Here is a 16,863-nt window from a genome sequence, read left to right as displayed (position 1 = left end):
TATCGAGCGTATCATGAAGGCTTCGGAGGGTTTTTGTGACAGTTTTATGACGGCGCGACGATAGCCTGTTTTATGGCCTTTTCAATCGCCTGCCACACCCTTCGACACAAAAAGAAAGCCGCCCGCGAGCGGACGGCTTTCAATCAGCGAATTCCGGATTTTAGCTCCAGTCGCGAATGTCGACGAAATGGCCGGCAACCGCGGCAGCGGCAGCCATCGCCGGCGAGACGAGATGCGTGCGGCCCTTGTAGCCCTGGCGTCCCTCGAAATTGCGGTTGGAGGTCGAGGCGCAGCGCTCGCCCGGCTTCAGCCGGTCGTCGTTCATCGCCAGGCACATCGAGCAGCCCGGCTCGCGCCATTCGAAACCGGCGTCCTTGAAGATCTTGTCGAGACCTTCTGCTTCCGCCTGTTCCTTGACGAGACCGGAGCCCGGAACGACCATCGCCGATACCGTCGAGGCAACCTTCTTGCCCTCGAGCACGGCGGCGGCGGCGCGCAGGTCCTCTATGCGGCCGTTGGTGCACGAACCGATGAAGACGCGGTCGATGGCGATATCGGTGATCTTGGTGCCCGGCTTCAGGCCCATGTAGTCGAGCGCGCGCCACTTCGAGGTGCGCTTGTTCTCGTCCTGGATGTCATCCGGGTTCGGCACGACGCCCTGCACCGAGATGACGTCTTCCGGCGAGGAACCCCACGAGACGATCGGCGGCAGGTTGGCGGCGTCGAGCACGACGACGCGGTCGAAATGGGCGCCCTCGTCGGTGTGCAGCGTCTTCCAGTATTCGACCGCCTGGTCGAAGGCCGCACCCTTCGGCGCGCGCGGCTTGTCCTTGATGTATTCGAAGGTCTTTTCGTCAGGCGCGATCAGACCGGCGCGGGCGCCGCCCTCGATCGTCATGTTGCAGACGGTCATGCGGCCTTCCATCGACAGCGAGCGGATCGCCTCGCCGGCGAACTCGATCACGTGGCCGGTGCCGCCGGCCGTGCCGATCTCGCCGATGATGGCAAGAATGATGTCCTTGGCGGTCACGCCCTCGGGCAGCTGGCCGTCGACGCGCACCAGCATGTTCTTGGCCTTCTTCTGGATCAGCGTCTGGGTCGCGAGCACGTGCTCGACCTCGGACGTGCCGATGCCGTGCGCCAGAGCGCCGAACGCGCCATGCGTCGAGGTATGGCTGTCACCGCAGACGATCGTCATGCCAGGCAGGGTGAAGCCCTGTTCCGGACCGACGATGTGCACGATACCCTGGCGCTTGTCCTTCTCGGAATAGTACTCGACGCCGAAATCCGCCGCGTTCTTGGCGAGCGCCTCGACCTGGATCCGGCTTTCCTCGTTCTTGATGCCCTCGTGACGATCAGGCGTGGTCGGCACGTTATGGTCGACGACGGCGAGCGTGCGGCCCGGCTGGTGCACCTTGCGACCGGCCATGCGCAGGCCCTCGAACGCCTGCGGGCTCGTCACTTCGTGCACGAGGTGACGGTCGATGTAGAGAAGACAGGTGCCGTCCTCCTGGCGGTCGACCAGGTGATCGTCGAAAATCTTGTCGTAAAGGGTACGGGGTGCGCTCATGGGCGTTGTTCCATCCAGACTGGGAAATGACTTTTATTGTGTGACGAGAGAGACGCGATGACGGGGACAAGCCCGCCTGAGGTCAGCCTAGGCGGCTGTTGAGCGCCCCGGACACGCACGCAAAGAACCGTGCCGGCAGACGCTTGTGGTCCTGCAGCACGATGAACTGGTTCGCGAGGCATCCGAATTTCGATCCCATGAGGGGCTCAATACCAGTTTTCCGAAAAATCGGCAATGGATTCGACGCGAGCGCGGCGTGACACGTTTTTGTCATAAGGCATTCGCCAAAAAATGCTTCATCTTCCTGACCGAACGGAAGGACGACGCATGAATACCCCCATCCACGACGAGATCAGCCGCATCAAGGACGAGGTGCTCGACAGCTTCGACGAGGAGCTTGAGCAGCAGATGGACGAGGACCGCCTCGACGAGATGGTCGCCGAAGGCCTGTCCGAACCGACCATGGACCGGAGGGTCTATTTCCGCGAACTCTTCCGGCTGCAGCACGAACTCGTCCGCCTTCAGGACTGGGTCCAGTACAAGAACCTGAAGGTCGTCATCCTGTTCGAAGGCCGCGATTCGGCCGGCAAGGGCGGCGCCATCAAGCGCGTGACCCAGAGGCTGAACCCGCGTGTCGCCCGCGTTGTGGCACTTCCCGCGCCCACCGAGCGCGAGCGGAACCAGTGGTATTTCCAGCGCTACGTGCCGCATCTGCCGACAGCGGGCGAAATGGTGCTGTTCGACCGCTCCTGGTACAACCGCGCCGGCGTCGAGCGCGTCATGGGCTTCTGCACGCCGGAGCAGGTCGAGGAATTCTTCCGCGATGTGCCGGAATTCGAGCGCATGCTCGTCCGCTCCGGCATCATTCTCCTGAAATACTGGTTCTCGATCACCGACGAGGAGCAGGAGTTCCGCTTCCGCATGCGCATCAACGATCCGCTGAAGCAGTGGAAGCTCTCGCCCATGGACCTCCAGAGCCGCATCCACTGGGAAAGCTACACCCGCGCCAAGGAAGAAATGCTGGATCGTACCCACATTCCCGAAGCCCCCTGGTGGGTGGTGCAGGCCGTCGACAAGAAGAAGGCGCGCCTCAACATGATCGCGCACCTTCTCTCGCAGATCCCCTATGAGACCGTGCCCAAGGAACACATCGTCCTGCCCGAGCGCGTCCGCAACGCCGACTACATCCGCCACCCGGTCCCGCCGGAAATGTACGTGCCCGAGAAATACTGAGCGGGTCAGCCGATCCGGAACACATAGGCCTTGAGCAGCACATCCGGCTCGTCGATCGCATAGGCGCGGAAGAACGGGCTTTCCTCCACCGGGGTCCAGATGCCCCGGCTGGAGAGGCGCCCGAAAACCCCGGCGAACCCGCCGCTGTCGAACACCTTGTCGCGCACGGTAAAGATCGCATGCCCGCCGGGCCGCGTGATCCGGCAGAGCTCGTAGAGCCCGCTCGCCGGCGCATGCCCTTCCGTGAACACCCCGGTCGAGAAGAAGGCCGCGAAATGATCGTCCGCCCACGGCAGCGTCTCGCCGAGCGTCGCCCGCTTCAGAACGTCGTAGGCCTCGCGGCGGGCCGCCAGCGCCAGCATCTCCTCGGAGAAATCCAGCCCCTCGACAACGGAATAGCCGAGCGCCCGCATCGCCGGCCCCGAAAGCCCCGTACCGCATCCGGCGTCGAGCAGCGGACCGGCATCGCGGGGCACATGTCGGCTGACCCAGGCTGAGATCATGAAGGGCAGGCAATAGCCGGAGGAAAGGTTCTCGCGATCGTAATCCGTCGACCAGGTCGAATAGGCCGACGCCAGCTCATCGCCGGACTGCGCCTTGTAGACCTTCTCCAGCCCCTCGCTCCTGCGCTCGCTCATTCCCGAGTCCCCTTTTCCCGCATGCGTTTTTCTACCTGCCGCAGCAGCAGCGACAACCCGATCGTCAGCATCAGGTAGATATAGGCGACGATCGAATAGGTCTCGAAGAAGCGGAACGAGCCCGAGGCATAGATCTTGCCCGCCTGGCTGATATCCGCGACACCCAGCACCGAGACCAGCGAGCTGTCCTTGACCATGGCCACGAAATCGTTCGACAGCGGCGGGAAGATCACCTTGATCGCCTGCGGCAGCACGATCAGCCGGAACCGCTGGTAGCGGTTCAAGCCCAGCGACATCGCGGCCTCGATCTGCCCCCTGTCGACCGACTGGATGCCGGCCCGGAAGATTTCCGCGATGAAGGCGGAATAGCCGATCGTCAGCGCGATGATCGCCCGCCACATCAGCGACACGTCGCGCACCTGCAAGGGGGCCAGCCATCCGTCTGCCGTAAAGGGCGAAATCACGAAATTGTAGGCGGCCACGAAACCGGGCGCGCCGACGAAGGCGATGTAGAACAAGAGCACGAGGATCGGGATGCCGCGCACCACCTCGATATAGAACCGCGCCGCCTGCCGCAGGACGACGCTGTCGGCCATGCCGGCAAGTGCGATCATCAATCCGAGACCGGTCGCCAGCGCAAAGCCGACGACCGTGACGAACACCGTCACCCAGATGCCCCGCGCGACCGTGGTGAACACCTGCGCATAGATGTCGTTGACCGCGATGACGACGGCAAGGCCGATCGCGATGACGGCAAGCGCGACCAGCCACCAGGGCCGGTCGCCGCGTTCATCCCCCTTGGGAAGCGTCTGGAAACCCATGCGGCGACCGCCCCCGGCTCAGGCGGTCATTCGCCCATCTTGTAGTCGAGGAACCACTTCTTGTTCAGCGTGTCCAGCGTGCCATCCGCCTTCAGTTCGGCGATGGCCGCATTGATCGGCGCCACGAGATCGGACCCCTTCGGGAAGATGAAGCCGAAATCTTCCGAGCCAAGCGGACCGCCGACAACTTTCAGGCCACCGCCGGAAGCATCGACATAACCCTGCCCGGCCGTTCCGTCGGTCAGCACCATGTCGACATCGCCCGTCTTCAGCGCCTGCACCGTCGCCCCGAAGGTCTCGAACAGCTTGATGCGGGGATTGGCCTCGTCGCCATCGAGAACGCTGTAGACCGCGGTGTAGAACGGCGTCGTGCCCGGCTGGGCGCCGACCAGAAGGTCTGCATTGTCGGCAAAGCTCTTGGCGTCGGTGAACCGGCTTTCGTCGCCGCGCACCAGCATGAACTGTTCCGAGCGCATGTAGGGGTCGGAGAAATCCACCTTCGCCTTGCGCTCGTCATTGATCGTGATGCCGGTCATGCCGACCTGATACTGGCCGTCGGATACGGACTGGATCATCGCGTCCCAGGAGGTGTTCTGGTACTCGACCGTCATGTTCAGCCGTTTGGCGATCTCGTTCATCACGTCATATTCCCAGCCGATCGCCTCACCCGTCTTCGGGTCGACAAACTGCAGCGGCGGATAGGCGTTTTCCGTCACGACCACGACCGTCTTGCCGCCAAGGTCCGGCAGTTCGGCGGCAAGGGCGGATACGGGAGCAAGAGCAAGGGCGGCAAGCCCGGCGAGAAGTGTGCGCAAGTTCATCATCGTCAGCCTCCAAAAAAGCCAGATTGAGCACGCCTCGCCGATCGGTTTCAAGGAAAAACTGGAACCCCGGTGCGGTCAAACACGTTGGCGAATGAGGTAGGGGACCACCATCCAAAAAGCGGAACGGCAATTTGGCAGCAAACGGGTCATCGACGAGCGAGCAAGATCGCGGCCGGGACAGCACGGCGCCCAGCGAAATACCTGTCCGGGGTCTTCGTGACGTCTTCTGGCGGGTGGTCGAGCAGGCAGACCGCGACCGCATCGCCCTGGTCAGCGCCGGCGTCAGCTACTACCTGCTGCTGGCGCTCTTTCCCTCTCTGACCGCCCTGGTATCTCTCTACGGTTTCTTCGCGGACCCATCGACCATTTCCGGCCACATCGAATCCCTCCGCCGCATCCTGCCGCCGGGTTCCTCCGAAATGATCCAGGAACAGCTTGCCGCGCTCACCCGGCAGGGCTCGCCGTCGCTGGGCGTGGGCTTCGCCACCGGACTGGCCATCGGCATCTGGAGCGCGCGGAACGGCATCATGGCTCTGTTCGACGCCATGAACGTCGCCTACAACGAGCGCGAAAAGCGCGGGCTGCTCGAACTCAACCTCCTGGTTTTCGCCTTCACGCTCGGCCTGTTCGTCCTGCTGGGCTTCATCACCGCCGGCCTGGCCGCCCTTCCGGCCTTGTTCGCCTTCGTCATCCCGGACAGCTGGCTGGAGCCGGTGCTGATGATCCTCCGCTGGCCGATCCTCGTCCTGCTCGTCGGTTTCTCGATCAGCTGTCTCTATCGCTACGGTCCGAGCCGCGAGCCGGCGAAATTGCGCTGGTTGAGCTGGGGCGCCGTGATCTCGACCGCCGCCTGGCTGCTGGCCTCGCTCGCCTTTTCCTATTACCTGCAGAATTTCGGCAACTACAGCGCCACCTACGGCGCCTTGGGCTCCGTCGCCGGCTTCATGGTGTGGAGCTGGATGTGCGCCCTCATTTTCATTCTGGGCGCCGAGATCAACGGCGAACTCGAACATCAGACATGCCACGATACCACGACGGGAGAACCACGGCCGATGGGCGAACGCGGCGCCTTCGTCGCCGATACCGTCGGGCGTGCCGCCGACTGAACCGGCGTCACGCCGATAGATGCAATGGCCCGTGACAAGGAAAGGCCGGAACATCGTTTCTGATGTTCCGGCCTCTTGACAATCAAGGTGGCCCGAAAGCCGCCCTTCTGGTTCCCTTTCAGGAATAAAACTTATTCGGAAGCGGCGTCCGAAGCAGCAGCGGCTTCCGCTGCGGCCTTGGCTTCAGCGGCTTCGGCTGCTGCCTTTTCGGCGGCCAGTGCCTGTGCTGCTGCAACCTTTTCGGCTTCGATCCGTGCCTTTTCCTCGGCAACGGCGGCGCGCTCGGCGTCGTTCAGCTTGCGGGCGCGGGTACCGGTGTTCTCGACGATACGAGCCGACTTGCCGCGACGATCGCGCAGGTAGTAGAGCTTGGCGCGACGAACCTTACCGCGGCGAACGATCTCGACGCTTTCGACCATCGGCGAATAGACCGGGAATACGCGCTCGACGCCTTCGCCGTAGGAAATCTTGCGAACGGTGAAGCTCTCGTTGATGCCGCCGCCGGAACGAGCGATGCAAACGCCTTCATAGGCCTGCACGCGGGTACGGTTGCCTTCCTTGACGGTGACGTTAACGCGCAGCGTGTCGCCAGGCGAGAATTCCGGCAGCTTGCGCTTGGCTTCGATCTTGGCAGCCTGTTCGGCTTCCAGCTGTTCAATGATGTTCATCTGTCTAACCTTCGATTCTTCTGAAACAGCCAGAGCGCTCGACAATAATCCTTGGGCCAGGCCTCCGGATTTTGCCCTTGCGGGCGGGAGCGGGTACGCATGCTCTTTGTTTGCTGGCAGACGGGCAAAGCCCATTTCCGGGTGCGCAAATACACCACTCTCGATGCTTTGTCACCCCCTAACGCAAACCGAATCTGCCCAGAGGCCAGCGGCTTGCGAAGCCGTTTCGAACCACCTATCACCGCAGGACGTCCACTGGGAGGAAAGAAATGTCCGTCGCCACCATCATGCTTCTCTTCGTGGCAGGCTTTCTGTCCGGCGTGATCAATGCCATCGCCGGAGGCGGCACCTTCCTGACTTTCGGCGCCATGACCTTCGCAGGCCTGCCCCCGATCGCCGCCAACGCCACCTCCTCGATCACGCAGTTTCCGGGCTACATCACCTCGACGCTCGCCTACCGCAGCGAGTTGCGCAGCGCCTGGAAAGGTGCCGTCGTCCTCGCCATTGTATCCGCCGTCGGCGCTCTCGGCGGCGCGCTCTTCCTGGTTTCGCTTTCCAATCCCGCCTTCCGCAGCATGGTGCCATGGCTGCTGATCGCCGCCACGCTGGTCTTTGCCGCAGGACCGAAGCTTAGGCCGAAGACGACAGGTGAAAGCCACCCGGCAACACCGCTCGGCATCGCCATCCAGACGGTAACCTCCTTCTACGGCGGCTTCTTCGGCGCCGGCATGGGCATCATGATGCTCGCTTCGCTCGGTCTCGCAAGCGGCGGCGACTATCATCGTCTGAACGCGCTGAAGAACTTCCTGTCGATCGTCATCGCTGCTGTGGCGATCGCCGTCTTCACCTCGGCCGGCGCCGTCTCCTGGCTGCATGCGGCGATCATGGTGCCGGCCGTGGCGCTCGGTGGCTATACCGGCGTTGCCGTCGCAAGGAGGGTTCCTCAGGCGCTGCTGCGCTGGACGGTGGTCGCCTTCGGCCTGGGGCTGGCTGTCTACTATTTCATGACGGGTTGAGGCTGGAGCGGAAGGACGACCGCCGGTCGGCCGATCAGGGCGCCTTCGGCAGAAGATCCGGCCGCCGTTCCCGCGTCAGTTCCAGGGCCTGCTCGCGACGCCACGTGTCGATCGCGCCGTGATTGCCCGAAGTCAGCACCGCGGGGATTTCCCGTCCCTCGAACACCTGCGGCCGCGTATAGTGCGGATGTTCCAGAAGACCGTCCTCGAAACTCTCGTGCACGCCTGAGAGATCGTTGCCCATCACGCCCGGCAGGATGCGCACCACGGCATCCAGCAGCGTCAGCGCCGCCGGCTCGCCACCGGACAGGATGTAGTCGCCGATCGAGACCTCTTCGAGATTGCGCGCCTCGATCACCCGCTGGTCGACCCCCTCGAAGCGGCCGCAGACGATGACCGCGCCGTCACCGGCCGCGATCTCTCTCACGCGCTCCTGCGTCAGCGGTCGCCCACGCGGGCTCATCAGCAGGCGCGGCCGCGTATCGCCGTCCAGGGACACCGAATCGATCGCCCGCGCCAGTACGTCGGGCTTCAGCACCATGCCGGCGCCGCCGCCGGCGGGCGTATCGTCCACCGTCCTGTGTTTGTCCGTCGCAAAATCCCGGATCTGCACGGCCTCCATGGACCATTGCCCACGCTCCAGCGCCTTGCCGGCCAGCGATTGGCCGAGATGGCCCGGAAACATGTCGGGATAGAGTGTCAGAACGGTCGCCTTGAAGGTCATGGCCGTCGCTCAGTCGTCCGGCAGGAAGGGCGTACCCTTCTTGCCGCCGGATTTGCCGTCATCGGTATCCTTGAGGCCCGCCGCGATCGGATCAACAAGCAGCCGTCCGCCTTCGAGATCGATTTCCAGCACCGCCGCCTCCGAAAACGGAATGAGCACCGGCCGCTTTCCCGGACCTTTCAGTTCCAGGAGATCGCCGGCGCCGAAATCGTAGATGCCCGTGACCGCCCCGTAATTGTTGCCGTCGTGGTCGTAGACCTCCAGCCCTTCGAGATCGGCATAATAGAACTCGTCGTCTTCCAGTTCCTCGTCCGGCAGCGCCCCGCGATCCACGTAGAGCTCAAGACCGTTCAGCGCCTCGGCGGCATTGCGGTCGTTGACGCCGCGGAAGCGGACGATCACGACGTTCTTCGCCTCGCGGATTTCGAGGATTTCAAACACCCGTCCGTCGAGAGTGCGCAGGTTGCCGTAATCGCCGATCGATGTCGGATCGTCGGTATAGGCCTTCACGCGCACTTCGCCGCGCAAGCCCTGGGCGGCGCCGATCACGGCCATCAGAACGGGATTTTCGAGCTTCGTCATAGCAGGATTTCGTCCGGTTTGTTCGGCGCCTCTTCTAGGCCGAAACCGGCCGAATTGAAACAGAAAACGGCCGGCGGGAGACCCGGCCGGCCGTCATCACTTTGAGAGCGCGCCGGATTATTCGGCGGCGGAGGCTTCTGCTGCGGCGGCAGCGGCCTCGGCTGCCTTAGCTTCCTTTTCCTTGATGCGCTCAAGGGCCTTCTTGCCAGGCTTTGCCTTGTCCGGGTTGTTGCGAGCTTCGCGGGTGGCGAGACCGGCTTCGGCCATGAAGCGCAGAACGCGATCGGTCGGCTGTGCGCCCTTGGCGACCCAGTCCTTGATGCGCTCGACATCAAGCTCGATGCGCTTTTCGCTGTCCTTCGGAAGCATCGGGTTCCACGAACCGACCTTCTCGAGGAAGCGACCGTCGCGCGGGCTGCGGGCGTCGGCAACGACGATCTGGTAGTAGGGACGCTTCTTGGAACCGCCACGGGCGAGACGAATTTTCAGTGCCATTGTTCTAACTCCTTGGGACTGTTTGGCCGCCTGGTCTCAGGCGGTCTTTTCTGTGGTGCCGCCATGTTCGGCGGCGATGGCTTCATGATGCCGGATGACTTCCTTGATGATGAAGTTCAGGAACTTCTCGGCGAAATCCGGGTCCAGATGGGCCTCCTGCGCCAGCCGGCGCAGACGGTCGATCTGGTATTCCTCGCGCGCCGGATCGGACGGCGGCAATTCGTGTGTGGCCTTGAGCACGCCCACGGCCTTGGTGCAGCGGAAGCGCTCGGCCAGCATGTGCACAAGTGCAGCGTCGATATTGTCGATCGACTGCCGGTAGCCGGCTAACTGTTCGCGAATCGCGGGATCGATCATCGGCGCCCTCACTTCTTCTTCGGCAGGCCGGGCAGGCCGCCACCGCCAAGACCCGGCAGTTTCGGACCGCCGAGGCCAGGCAATCCACCGCCACCGAGACCCGGCAGGCCACCGCCCTTGCCGAGCCCCATGGCATCCGCCTGCTTGGCGAGCTGTTCGAGCTGCTTCGGGTCCATCGACGAGAGATCAGGCATTCCGCCCATGCCACCCATGCCGCCCAATCCCATCTTCGAGGCGAGGCCGCCCATCATCTGCTTCATCATGCCGGCGCCCTTGCCCTTGCCGCCCATGGCCTTCATCATGTCGGCCATGCCGCGATGCATCTTGAGAAGCTTGTTGATCTCGGCGGCATCCGTGCCGGAACCGGCCGCGATGCGCTTCTTGCGGGAGTGCTTCAGGATATCGGGATTGGCGCGCTCGGCCTTGGTCATCGACGAGATGATCGCGAGCTGGCGATCGAACGTCTTGTCGTTCATGCCGGTGGCCGCGAGCTTGTCCTTCATGCCGGCCATGCCGGGCATCATGCCCATGATGCCGCCCATGCCGCCCAGCGACTTCATCTGCTTGAGCTGCTCGGCCATGTCGTTGAGGTCGAACTTGCCCTTGGCCATCTTCTCGGCCATGGCCCGCGCCTTCTCGGCGTCGATGCTTTCGGCGGCCTTCTCGACCAGCGAGACGATGTCGCCCATGCCGAGGATACGGTCGGCGATGCGGCGCGGATGGAACTCCTCGAGCTCCGTCATCTTTTCGCCGACGCCGATCAGCTTGATCGGCTTGCCGGTGACCGCGCGCATCGAAAGCGCCGCGCCGCCACGGCCGTCTCCGTCCATGCGGGTGAGAACGAGGCCGGTGATGCCGACACGCTCATCGAAGTTGCGGGCGAGGTTGACGGCGTCCTGACCGGTCAGCGAGTCCGCGACCAGCAGGATTTCGTGCGGGCCGGCCTTCTTCTTGATGTCGGCCATTTCCACCATCAACGGTTCGTCGATGTGGGTACGGCCGGCGGTATCCAGGATCACGACGTCGTGGCCGCCGAGCTTCGCCGCCTGCACGGCACGCGCGGCAATATCGGTCGGCGACTGGCCGGCGATCACGGGCAGCGTGTCGATCTTGGTCTGCTCGCCGATCTGGCGCAATTGCTCCTGCGCGGCCGGACGGCGCGTGTCGAGCGAGGCCATCAGGACCTTCTTCTTCTCGCGCTCCGTCAGTCGCTTGGCGATCTTGCCCGTCGTGGTGGTCTTGCCCGAGCCCTGCAGGCCGACCATCATGATGACGACGGGTGCCGGCGCATGCAGGTCGATCGTGACGCCTTCCGAGCCCAGCATCGCGATGAGCTCGTCATGGACGATCTTGACGACCATCTGACCCGGCTTGATCGATTTCAGCACCGCCGCGCCGACGGCCTTCTCGCGCACCTTGTCGGTGAATTCGCGCACCACTTCCAGCGCGACGTCGGCTTCCAGAAGCGCACGACGAACCTCGCGCAGGGCGGCGGAGACATCCGCCTCCGACAGCGCGCCGCGGCCGGTCAATCCGTTCAGGATGGATCCAAGGCGGTCCTGGAGGTTTTCAAACATCGGCTCTTCCTTGTCGCTTCGGGGTTTTCAGGGAGTGCCCGAAACGTTGGTCTTTTCCGCGACGAAAACAAGAGACAAAGCCAAGAAGCACCCGAGGGCGCATCGCGCTGTCGGGTGTTGACCTCCGGGATCTCTTTATACCTCTAGGGGTCCCGGTCGGCGGCTCGGAGTCTTACTCTCGTCGCAGATTTCCGCCGCATAAACAGGAAGCGCCGCAAAAAGTCAACCTTTCCCGCGGAACCGGTCGTCGGGCGGATATCTCCCCCTCAAAATTCGGGATAATTTAGAGAAAATTGATTTTTTTCAGAAATCATCCGCATACCTATTTTTGGAGGCGGGGATTTTATCATGACGGACACCAATATTAAGCGGCCGCTCTGGATCAAGCTGACGGCCTACGGCTTTGCGGCCGTGTTCTTCTCGAGCATCGCCATCGGCGGCGCGGCCTGGTATCGCCAGTCGATCATGAACGAGGAGGCTCTTGCCAAGGAACTCGAGTCCGACCTGACGCTGGTCCAGTCGGACATGGACGGCCAGAAGAAGCTCGCTTCGTCCGTCGCCCTGGCACTGGCCGGTGAGCCGGAAACCGCCCCGCTCATCGAGGCCGGTTCGCGCGAGGAGATCCTCAAGCGTTTCGACAACAGCCTGCCGCAGATCGTAGAGGCCGGTGGCGTCCAGCTCATCACCTTCGTCAGCGCCAAGGGCGAGGCCGTCGCCCGCATCCATGCGCCTGACAAGTTCGGCGACGATATGACCGGCCGCCGCAAGACCATCGTCAACGCAATCTCCTCCGGCAAGCTTGTCGCCGGTACAGAACCCGGCCGCACCGCCGTCAGCATGTTCGCCTCCGCTCCGGTCATCCGCGACGGCACCGTCGTCGGCGTCGTCGATGCCGGCACGAGCCTGACCAACGACTACTTCAAGCCGCTCGCCGAAAAGATCGAGGGTGAGATCGGCGTCTACGTCATGGTCGAGGGCAAGCTCACCCAGCAGGCCTCCACCTACGGTGACAAGCCGATGCTGAGCGAGGAAGACCTGAAGGCCGCCTTCGATGGCCAGCCAGAGCGCCGCATGATGTCCGAGGCAGGCCGACACTTCGTCGTCGAGGCCGCCCCGTTCGAAAACTTCTCCGGCGCCCGCATCGGCGTCATCGTCATCGCCTCCGACGTCACCCCGATCGTCGAGGGCAGCAGCAGCGCTGTCTGGACCACCGTGACGGTCAGCGCCGTCGTCGCGATCCTCGGCGCGCTCGGCTTCCTCTTGTTCGCCCGCTCGCTCGCCGGCGCTATTGCCCGCATGACCGCGACCATGTCGCGCCTCGCCGCCAACGACATGTCGGTCGAGGTGTCAGGTGCCGATCGCCCCGATGAACTCGGCGCCATGGCCAAGGCCCTGCAGGTCTTCAAGGACAACGCCCAGAAGACGCTCGAACTGGAAAACATGACAGCCGAGCAGCGCGCCCAGGTCGAAGCCGAACGCCGCCGCGCCTCTGATCTCGAGCACGCCCGCGCCGAAGCCATGGCAAAGGCGACCAGCACGCTCGCCAACGGCCTGTCGCATCTGGCCTCCGGCGATCTCTCCTTCCAGATCGATCAGCCGCTGCCGGAAGACTTCGAAAGCCTGCGCAACGATTTCAACCGTGCCGTCTCCCAGCTTCGCGAGACGCTTTCGGCCGTGTCCGTCTCCGCCGGCGCCATCGACGGCGGCACCCGCGAGATCAGCCAGAGCGCCGATGACCTCTCCAAGCGCACCGAGCAGCAGGCCGCCTCGCTCGAGGAGACCGCCGCAGCGCTCGACCAAATCACCGTCAACGTCACCAATTCGTCGAAGCGCGCCGAAGAAGCCCGCACGGTCGCGATCCAGGCGAACGAAAGCGCCCGTAAGTCGGGTTCGGTCGTCGCCAGCGCCGTCGACGCCATGGGCAAGATCGAGCAGTCCTCCGGCCAGATCTCGAATATCATCGGCGTCATCGACGACATTGCCTTCCAGACGAACCTGCTGGCTTTGAACGCCGGCGTCGAGGCCGCCCGTGCCGGTGAGGCCGGCAAGGGTTTTGCCGTCGTCGCCCAGGAAGTCCGCGAACTCGCGCAGCGCTCCGCCAAGGCCGCGAAGGAGATCAAGGACCTCATCCGCAATTCGAGCGAAGAGGTCGAAAGCGGGGTCCGTCTCGTCAGCGAGACCGGACAGGTGCTGAAGACCATCGAGGACTATATCGTCACAATCAACCAGCACATGGATTCGATCGCCACCTCGGCTCGCGAACAGTCTGTCGGCCTCTCGGAAGTCAACACAGCCGTCAACCAGATGGACCAGGTGACCCAGCAGAACGCGGCCATGGTCGAGGAAGCCAATGCCGCGAGCGCGACGCTCGCAAGCGAAGCCAATCGCCTGCGCGATCTGATCAACCGCTTCCAGCTCGGCCACGTCTCGACCGGCGCCGGCGCGCTCCGCGCCACTGCCGCGATGATGGCAGCCCCGTCCCGGTCCGCCACGCCTGCGCAGGCCCGTCCGGCGCCGCGCCAGGTCGCCTCTGGCAGCGCCGCTGCTGCCGCGGCCTCCAAGGACTGGGAAGAGTTCTGATCCAAATGTCATCAATCCCGAAGGGGCCGCCGCATCGGCGGCCTTTTCTTTTGCCGGATACCCCACCACCTATGACGGCATCGCGCAAATGTGTTCCGCCTCTGCAAGCACGCCGCTTCTCAGGGTGCCGGTTCCGCTGCTAAGGAAGCACCATGAACCGTCGCAATTTTCTGAAATGGCTGTCGCTCGGCGCCGTCGCCACGATCGCGGCCGGTGTCACCGCACGCACGGCCTTCGCCGGCAACCGCTATTACACCGGCCCGGTCTCCGACCATTTCAACGGCACCCATTTCTTCAATCCGGGCGGCGAGGAGCCGCGCGGCCCCTTCGACCTGCTGCGTTGGAAATTCGGCGGCGACAGCAAGGACTGGCCGGATACCTATCCGAGCCCCTTTCCGTCGGCCTTTCCCGAGACCCGTCTTGATGGTGGACGGCTGGTGGTGACCATGGTCGGCCACGCCTCCATGCTCATCCAGGCCGGCAATCTCAACATCCTCACCGATCCGGTCTGGTCGGAACGCGCCAGCCCCGTCACCTTCGCCGGTCCGAAGCGGGTCAACCCGCCGGGCATCGCCATGGCGGACCTGCCGCCGATCGATATCGTGATCGTCACCCACAATCACTACGACCACCTCGATCTGGCGACGCTGTACACGCTGCAGAGCCGCGACAGGCCCCATTTCATCACGCCGCTCGGCAACGACACCATCATCCGCGCCGAAGTGCCGGATGCGCGGATCACCGCTGTCGACTGGGCCGACCGGATCGAGATCGCTCCGGGTGTCGCGATCCATTGCGAGCCGTGCCATCATTGGTCGGCCCGCGGGCTCGGCGACCGCCGCATGGCGCTGTGGGCCGCCTTCGTCATCGAAACGCCAGCCGGCAAGATTTACCACATCGGAGATACCGGCTTTGCCGAGGGCAAACACTACGCCGCCGCGCGTGAGAAACATGGCGGCTTCCGCCTCGCCATCCTGCCGGTCGGCGCCTACGAGCCGCGCTGGTTCATGAAGGGCCAGCACCAGAACCCGGAGGAGGCCGTCGAAGGCTTCCGCCTTGCGGGCGCCGCCTATGCCATCGGCCACCACTGGGGCACGGTGAAGCTCACCGATGAGGCGATCGACGAACCGGTGATCGCGCTCAACAAGGCGCTGGACGAGCGCGGCATCGCCCGCGACCGGTTCCGTCCCATGCGCCCCGGCGAGGTGTTCGAGGTTCCGCCGGCCATCACCTGACACCGGGCGGAAAACATCGACATGGCATGATTGCCTCTGGAACGGACCGTCCGGCGCGCCCATATGGTGACGGACGCCGAAGAGGGAAGATATCAGCAGTGCCGAGAAAACCTGCCAATCCATATTATTTCGGCCCGCCCACCGACCATTTCGACGGCGTGCGCTTCTTCAATCCGGGCGGCGTTGAACCAGGGACGCTCAAGGATGTCTGGAAATGGCAGACCAACGGCCAGAAGTCGCGCTGGCCAAAGAAAGTGGAATTGCCAAACCCGGCCCGGCCCGCCGACCACGTCAAGGGCGCCGATCTGCGGGTTACCATGGTGGGTCACGCCTCGATGCTGATCCAGGTCGCCGGCATCAACATTCTGACCGATCCCGTCTGGTCGACGCGTGCCAGCCCGCTCTCCTTCGCCGGGCCAAAGCGCGTCATCCGCCCCGGCATTGAATTCGACGACCTGCCGCCGATCGATGTCGTGCTCGTCACGCACAATCACTACGATCATCTGGACATGAAGACTCTCGTCCGCCTCAACGAGGAGCACGGCCCGCATTTCGTCACCCCGCTCGGCAACGACACGATCATCCACAACGTCATCCCGGAAGCGAAGATGTCGGCCGTCGACTGGGGCGACAGGCTCGACTACTGGGACGGGCTGTCGATCATTGCGGAGCCCTGCCACCATTGGTCGGCGCGCGGCATGAACGACCGGCGCATGGCGCTCTGGGCCGCCTTCGTCCTCGAGACCCCGGCCGGCCGCATCTACCATATCGGCGACACCGGCTTTCACGACGGCATCAACTATCGCGCGGCGGCTGAAAAATACGGCGATTTCCGCCTCGCGATCCTGCCCGTTGGCGCCTACGAGCCACGCTGGTTCATGAAGGGCCAGCACCAGAACCCGCAGGAAGCCGTCCAAGGCTTCCGCATCGTCAACGCCGCCTACGCCATCGGCCACCATTTCGGCACCTTCCAGCTCACCGACGAGGCGATCGAAACCCCCGTCCACGACCTGGCCATCGCCCTCGAAGCCGCGGAAATCGCTCCTACCCGCTTCCTGCCGCTCCGCGCCGGCGAGATGTTCGACGTCCCGGACAGGTAGCCCCCGAAGCCTGCGCACGTCGTGCCCTCCCTCCAGCCTCATGCTGACGCGCGCCGAAGGCGCCTCGAAGCACGAGGCTGGCCACTGGGGGTGCCCTCTCTTGCAAAATCTGAGGCTTGGCCCTGAGCGACGTTGGTTGGCGTGGCTTTGGATCCTCGGGTCATCCTCGGGTTTAATGTTCGGCCCTGATACATAGCTGACAGGTGTTCATAGACATGCCTGACACTTTCCGGATCGATTCTGGGAGGTGGCGATGACTTGGGAGACGAAGTCCGTGGTGGATCAACGGTTAGAGTTCTGCCGCCTTGCCGAGCTTGAAGGGGCGAATGTCTCGCAG

At 63.7% G+C, this 16,863-nt stretch carries 16 protein-coding genes; 6 read left to right on the top strand and 10 right to left on the bottom strand.

Features of this window, described 5'->3' with window-relative positions; genetic code table 11:
• Positions 1 to 160: 160 nt before the first annotated feature.
• The gene (leuC, locus tag J5J10_RS18635) at positions 161 to 1,570 is read right to left on the bottom strand and encodes a 3-isopropylmalate dehydratase large subunit (protein WP_211931012.1); all 1,410 of its coding nucleotides are present in this window, start codon (positions 1,568 to 1,570) and stop codon (positions 161 to 163) included.
• 327 nt (positions 1,571 to 1,897) lie between these two features.
• On the opposite strand from leuC, the gene ppk2 reads away from it, so the two are divergent.
• The gene (gene ppk2, locus J5J10_RS18630) at positions 1,898 to 2,803 is read left to right on the top strand and encodes a polyphosphate kinase 2 (RefSeq protein ID WP_211931011.1); all 906 of its coding nucleotides are present in this window, start codon (positions 1,898 to 1,900) and stop codon (positions 2,801 to 2,803) included.
• A gap of 5 nt (positions 2,804 to 2,808) precedes the next feature.
• Here the strand turns inward: ppk2 and J5J10_RS18625 are convergent, their stop codons facing one another.
• From J5J10_RS18625 to J5J10_RS18615, 3 genes are read right to left on the bottom strand one after another with little or no spacing between them, the layout of a single operon-like run.
• Entirely contained in the window at positions 2,809 to 3,441 is a 633-nt protein-coding gene (locus J5J10_RS18625) for a class I SAM-dependent methyltransferase (protein ID WP_211931010.1), read from the bottom strand.
• Positions 3,438 to 4,262, bottom strand: coding sequence for an amino acid ABC transporter permease (locus J5J10_RS18620; protein ID WP_211931009.1), 825 nt, complete (start codon positions 4,260 to 4,262; stop codon positions 3,438 to 3,440). Before J5J10_RS18620 ends, J5J10_RS18625 begins: the two co-directional genes overlap by 4 nt.
• Positions 4,263 to 4,288: 26 nt before the next feature.
• Positions 4,289 to 5,086: a basic amino acid ABC transporter substrate-binding protein gene (locus tag J5J10_RS18615; RefSeq protein ID WP_211931008.1), complete on the bottom strand. Its 798-nt coding sequence runs from the start codon at positions 5,084 to 5,086 to the stop codon at positions 4,289 to 4,291.
• Between the two features lie 131 nt (positions 5,087 to 5,217).
• Here J5J10_RS18615 and J5J10_RS18610 point away from each other — a divergent pair, with 131 nt between their 5' ends.
• The gene (locus J5J10_RS18610; protein WP_211931007.1) at positions 5,218 to 6,192 is read left to right on the top strand and encodes a YihY/virulence factor BrkB family protein; all 975 of its coding nucleotides are present in this window, start codon (positions 5,218 to 5,220) and stop codon (positions 6,190 to 6,192) included.
• 131 nt (positions 6,193 to 6,323) lie between these two features.
• Here J5J10_RS18610 and rplS read toward each other — a convergent pair whose 3' ends face one another.
• Positions 6,324 to 6,860, bottom strand: coding sequence for a 50S ribosomal protein L19 (gene rplS / locus J5J10_RS18605; RefSeq protein ID WP_208547782.1), 537 nt, complete (start codon positions 6,858 to 6,860; stop codon positions 6,324 to 6,326).
• 269 nt (positions 6,861 to 7,129) lie between these two features.
• Between rplS and J5J10_RS18600 the strand changes: the two genes are divergently transcribed.
• On the top strand, positions 7,130 to 7,876 hold the full coding sequence (locus tag J5J10_RS18600; protein ID WP_211931006.1) for a sulfite exporter TauE/SafE family protein: 747 nt from the start codon (positions 7,130 to 7,132) through the stop codon (positions 7,874 to 7,876).
• 34 nt (positions 7,877 to 7,910) lie between these two features.
• On the opposite strand, the gene trmD is transcribed toward J5J10_RS18600, so the two are convergent.
• The 5 genes from trmD to ffh form a co-directional block, all read right to left on the bottom strand.
• The gene (gene trmD, locus J5J10_RS18595; protein WP_211931005.1) at positions 7,911 to 8,600 is read right to left on the bottom strand and encodes a tRNA (guanosine(37)-N1)-methyltransferase TrmD; all 690 of its coding nucleotides are present in this window, start codon (positions 8,598 to 8,600) and stop codon (positions 7,911 to 7,913) included.
• Between the two features lie 9 nt (positions 8,601 to 8,609).
• On the bottom strand, positions 8,610 to 9,182 hold the full coding sequence (gene rimM / locus J5J10_RS18590; protein ID WP_208547785.1) for a ribosome maturation factor RimM: 573 nt from the start codon (positions 9,180 to 9,182) through the stop codon (positions 8,610 to 8,612).
• A gap of 117 nt (positions 9,183 to 9,299) precedes the next feature.
• Positions 9,300 to 9,677: a 30S ribosomal protein S16 gene (gene rpsP / locus J5J10_RS18585; RefSeq protein ID WP_208547786.1), complete on the bottom strand. Its 378-nt coding sequence runs from the start codon at positions 9,675 to 9,677 to the stop codon at positions 9,300 to 9,302.
• A gap of 36 nt (positions 9,678 to 9,713) precedes the next feature.
• The gene (locus tag J5J10_RS18580) at positions 9,714 to 10,034 is read right to left on the bottom strand and encodes a chorismate mutase (protein ID WP_208547787.1); all 321 of its coding nucleotides are present in this window, start codon (positions 10,032 to 10,034) and stop codon (positions 9,714 to 9,716) included.
• 8 nt (positions 10,035 to 10,042) lie between these two features.
• A complete protein-coding gene (ffh, locus tag J5J10_RS18575; RefSeq protein ID WP_211931004.1) occupies positions 10,043 to 11,611 on the bottom strand; it encodes a signal recognition particle protein in 1,569 nt (522 codons plus the stop codon).
• Between the two features lie 348 nt (positions 11,612 to 11,959).
• On the opposite strand from ffh, the gene J5J10_RS18570 reads away from it, so the two are divergent.
• From J5J10_RS18570 to J5J10_RS18560, 3 genes are all read left to right on the top strand, one after another.
• Positions 11,960 to 14,191 carry a methyl-accepting chemotaxis protein gene (locus J5J10_RS18570; RefSeq protein WP_211931003.1) on the top strand — a complete coding sequence of 744 codons (2,232 nt, stop codon included), beginning with the start codon at positions 11,960 to 11,962 and terminating at the stop codon, positions 14,189 to 14,191.
• 152 nt (positions 14,192 to 14,343) lie between these two features.
• Positions 14,344 to 15,426: an MBL fold metallo-hydrolase gene (locus J5J10_RS18565; RefSeq protein ID WP_211931002.1), complete on the top strand. Its 1,083-nt coding sequence runs from the start codon at positions 14,344 to 14,346 to the stop codon at positions 15,424 to 15,426.
• Positions 15,427 to 15,515: 89 nt separating this feature from the next.
• Complete coding sequence (locus tag J5J10_RS18560; RefSeq protein WP_349252094.1) at positions 15,516 to 16,526, top strand: MBL fold metallo-hydrolase; 1,011 nt, start codon at positions 15,516 to 15,518, stop codon at positions 16,524 to 16,526.
• Positions 16,527 to 16,863 lie beyond the last annotated feature (337 nt).

The sequence above is a fragment of the Ciceribacter sp. L1K23 genome (assembly GCF_018122705.1).
Classification (GTDB): domain Bacteria; phylum Pseudomonadota; class Alphaproteobacteria; order Rhizobiales; family Rhizobiaceae; genus Allorhizobium.
This window is presented reverse-complemented; position numbering and strand designations above follow the sequence as displayed.

What these genes read in the sequence shown, in the direction of transcription:
- rplS (WP_208547782.1), bottom strand. Translation starts at nt 6,860, where the DNA reads ATGAACATCATTGAACAGCTGGAAGCCGAACAGGCTGCCAAGATCGAA.
- J5J10_RS18625 (WP_211931010.1), bottom strand. Translation starts at nt 3,441, where the DNA reads ATGAGCGAGCGCAGGAGCGAGGGGCTGGAGAAGGTCTACAAGGCGCAG.
- leuC (WP_211931012.1), bottom strand. Translation starts at nt 1,570, where the DNA reads ATGAGCGCACCCCGTACCCTTTACGACAAGATTTTCGACGATCACCTG.
- trmD (WP_211931005.1), bottom strand. Translation starts at nt 8,600, where the DNA reads ATGACCTTCAAGGCGACCGTTCTGACACTCTATCCCGACATGTTTCCG.
- J5J10_RS18615 (WP_211931008.1), bottom strand. Translation starts at nt 5,086, where the DNA reads ATGATGAACTTGCGCACACTTCTCGCCGGGCTTGCCGCCCTTGCTCTT.
- J5J10_RS18600 (WP_211931006.1), top strand. Translation starts at nt 7,130, where the DNA reads ATGTCCGTCGCCACCATCATGCTTCTCTTCGTGGCAGGCTTTCTGTCC.
- J5J10_RS18570 (WP_211931003.1), top strand. Translation starts at nt 11,960, where the DNA reads ATGACGGACACCAATATTAAGCGGCCGCTCTGGATCAAGCTGACGGCC.
- rimM (WP_208547785.1), bottom strand. Translation starts at nt 9,182, where the DNA reads ATGACGAAGCTCGAAAATCCCGTTCTGATGGCCGTGATCGGCGCCGCC.
- J5J10_RS18580 (WP_208547787.1), bottom strand. Translation starts at nt 10,034, where the DNA reads ATGATCGATCCCGCGATTCGCGAACAGTTAGCCGGCTACCGGCAGTCG.
- J5J10_RS18620 (WP_211931009.1), bottom strand. Translation starts at nt 4,262, where the DNA reads ATGGGTTTCCAGACGCTTCCCAAGGGGGATGAACGCGGCGACCGGCCC.
- rpsP (WP_208547786.1), bottom strand. Translation starts at nt 9,677, where the DNA reads ATGGCACTGAAAATTCGTCTCGCCCGTGGCGGTTCCAAGAAGCGTCCC.
- ppk2 (WP_211931011.1), top strand. Translation starts at nt 1,898, where the DNA reads ATGAATACCCCCATCCACGACGAGATCAGCCGCATCAAGGACGAGGTG.
- J5J10_RS18565 (WP_211931002.1), top strand. Translation starts at nt 14,344, where the DNA reads ATGAACCGTCGCAATTTTCTGAAATGGCTGTCGCTCGGCGCCGTCGCC.
- ffh (WP_211931004.1), bottom strand. Translation starts at nt 11,611, where the DNA reads ATGTTTGAAAACCTCCAGGACCGCCTTGGATCCATCCTGAACGGATTG.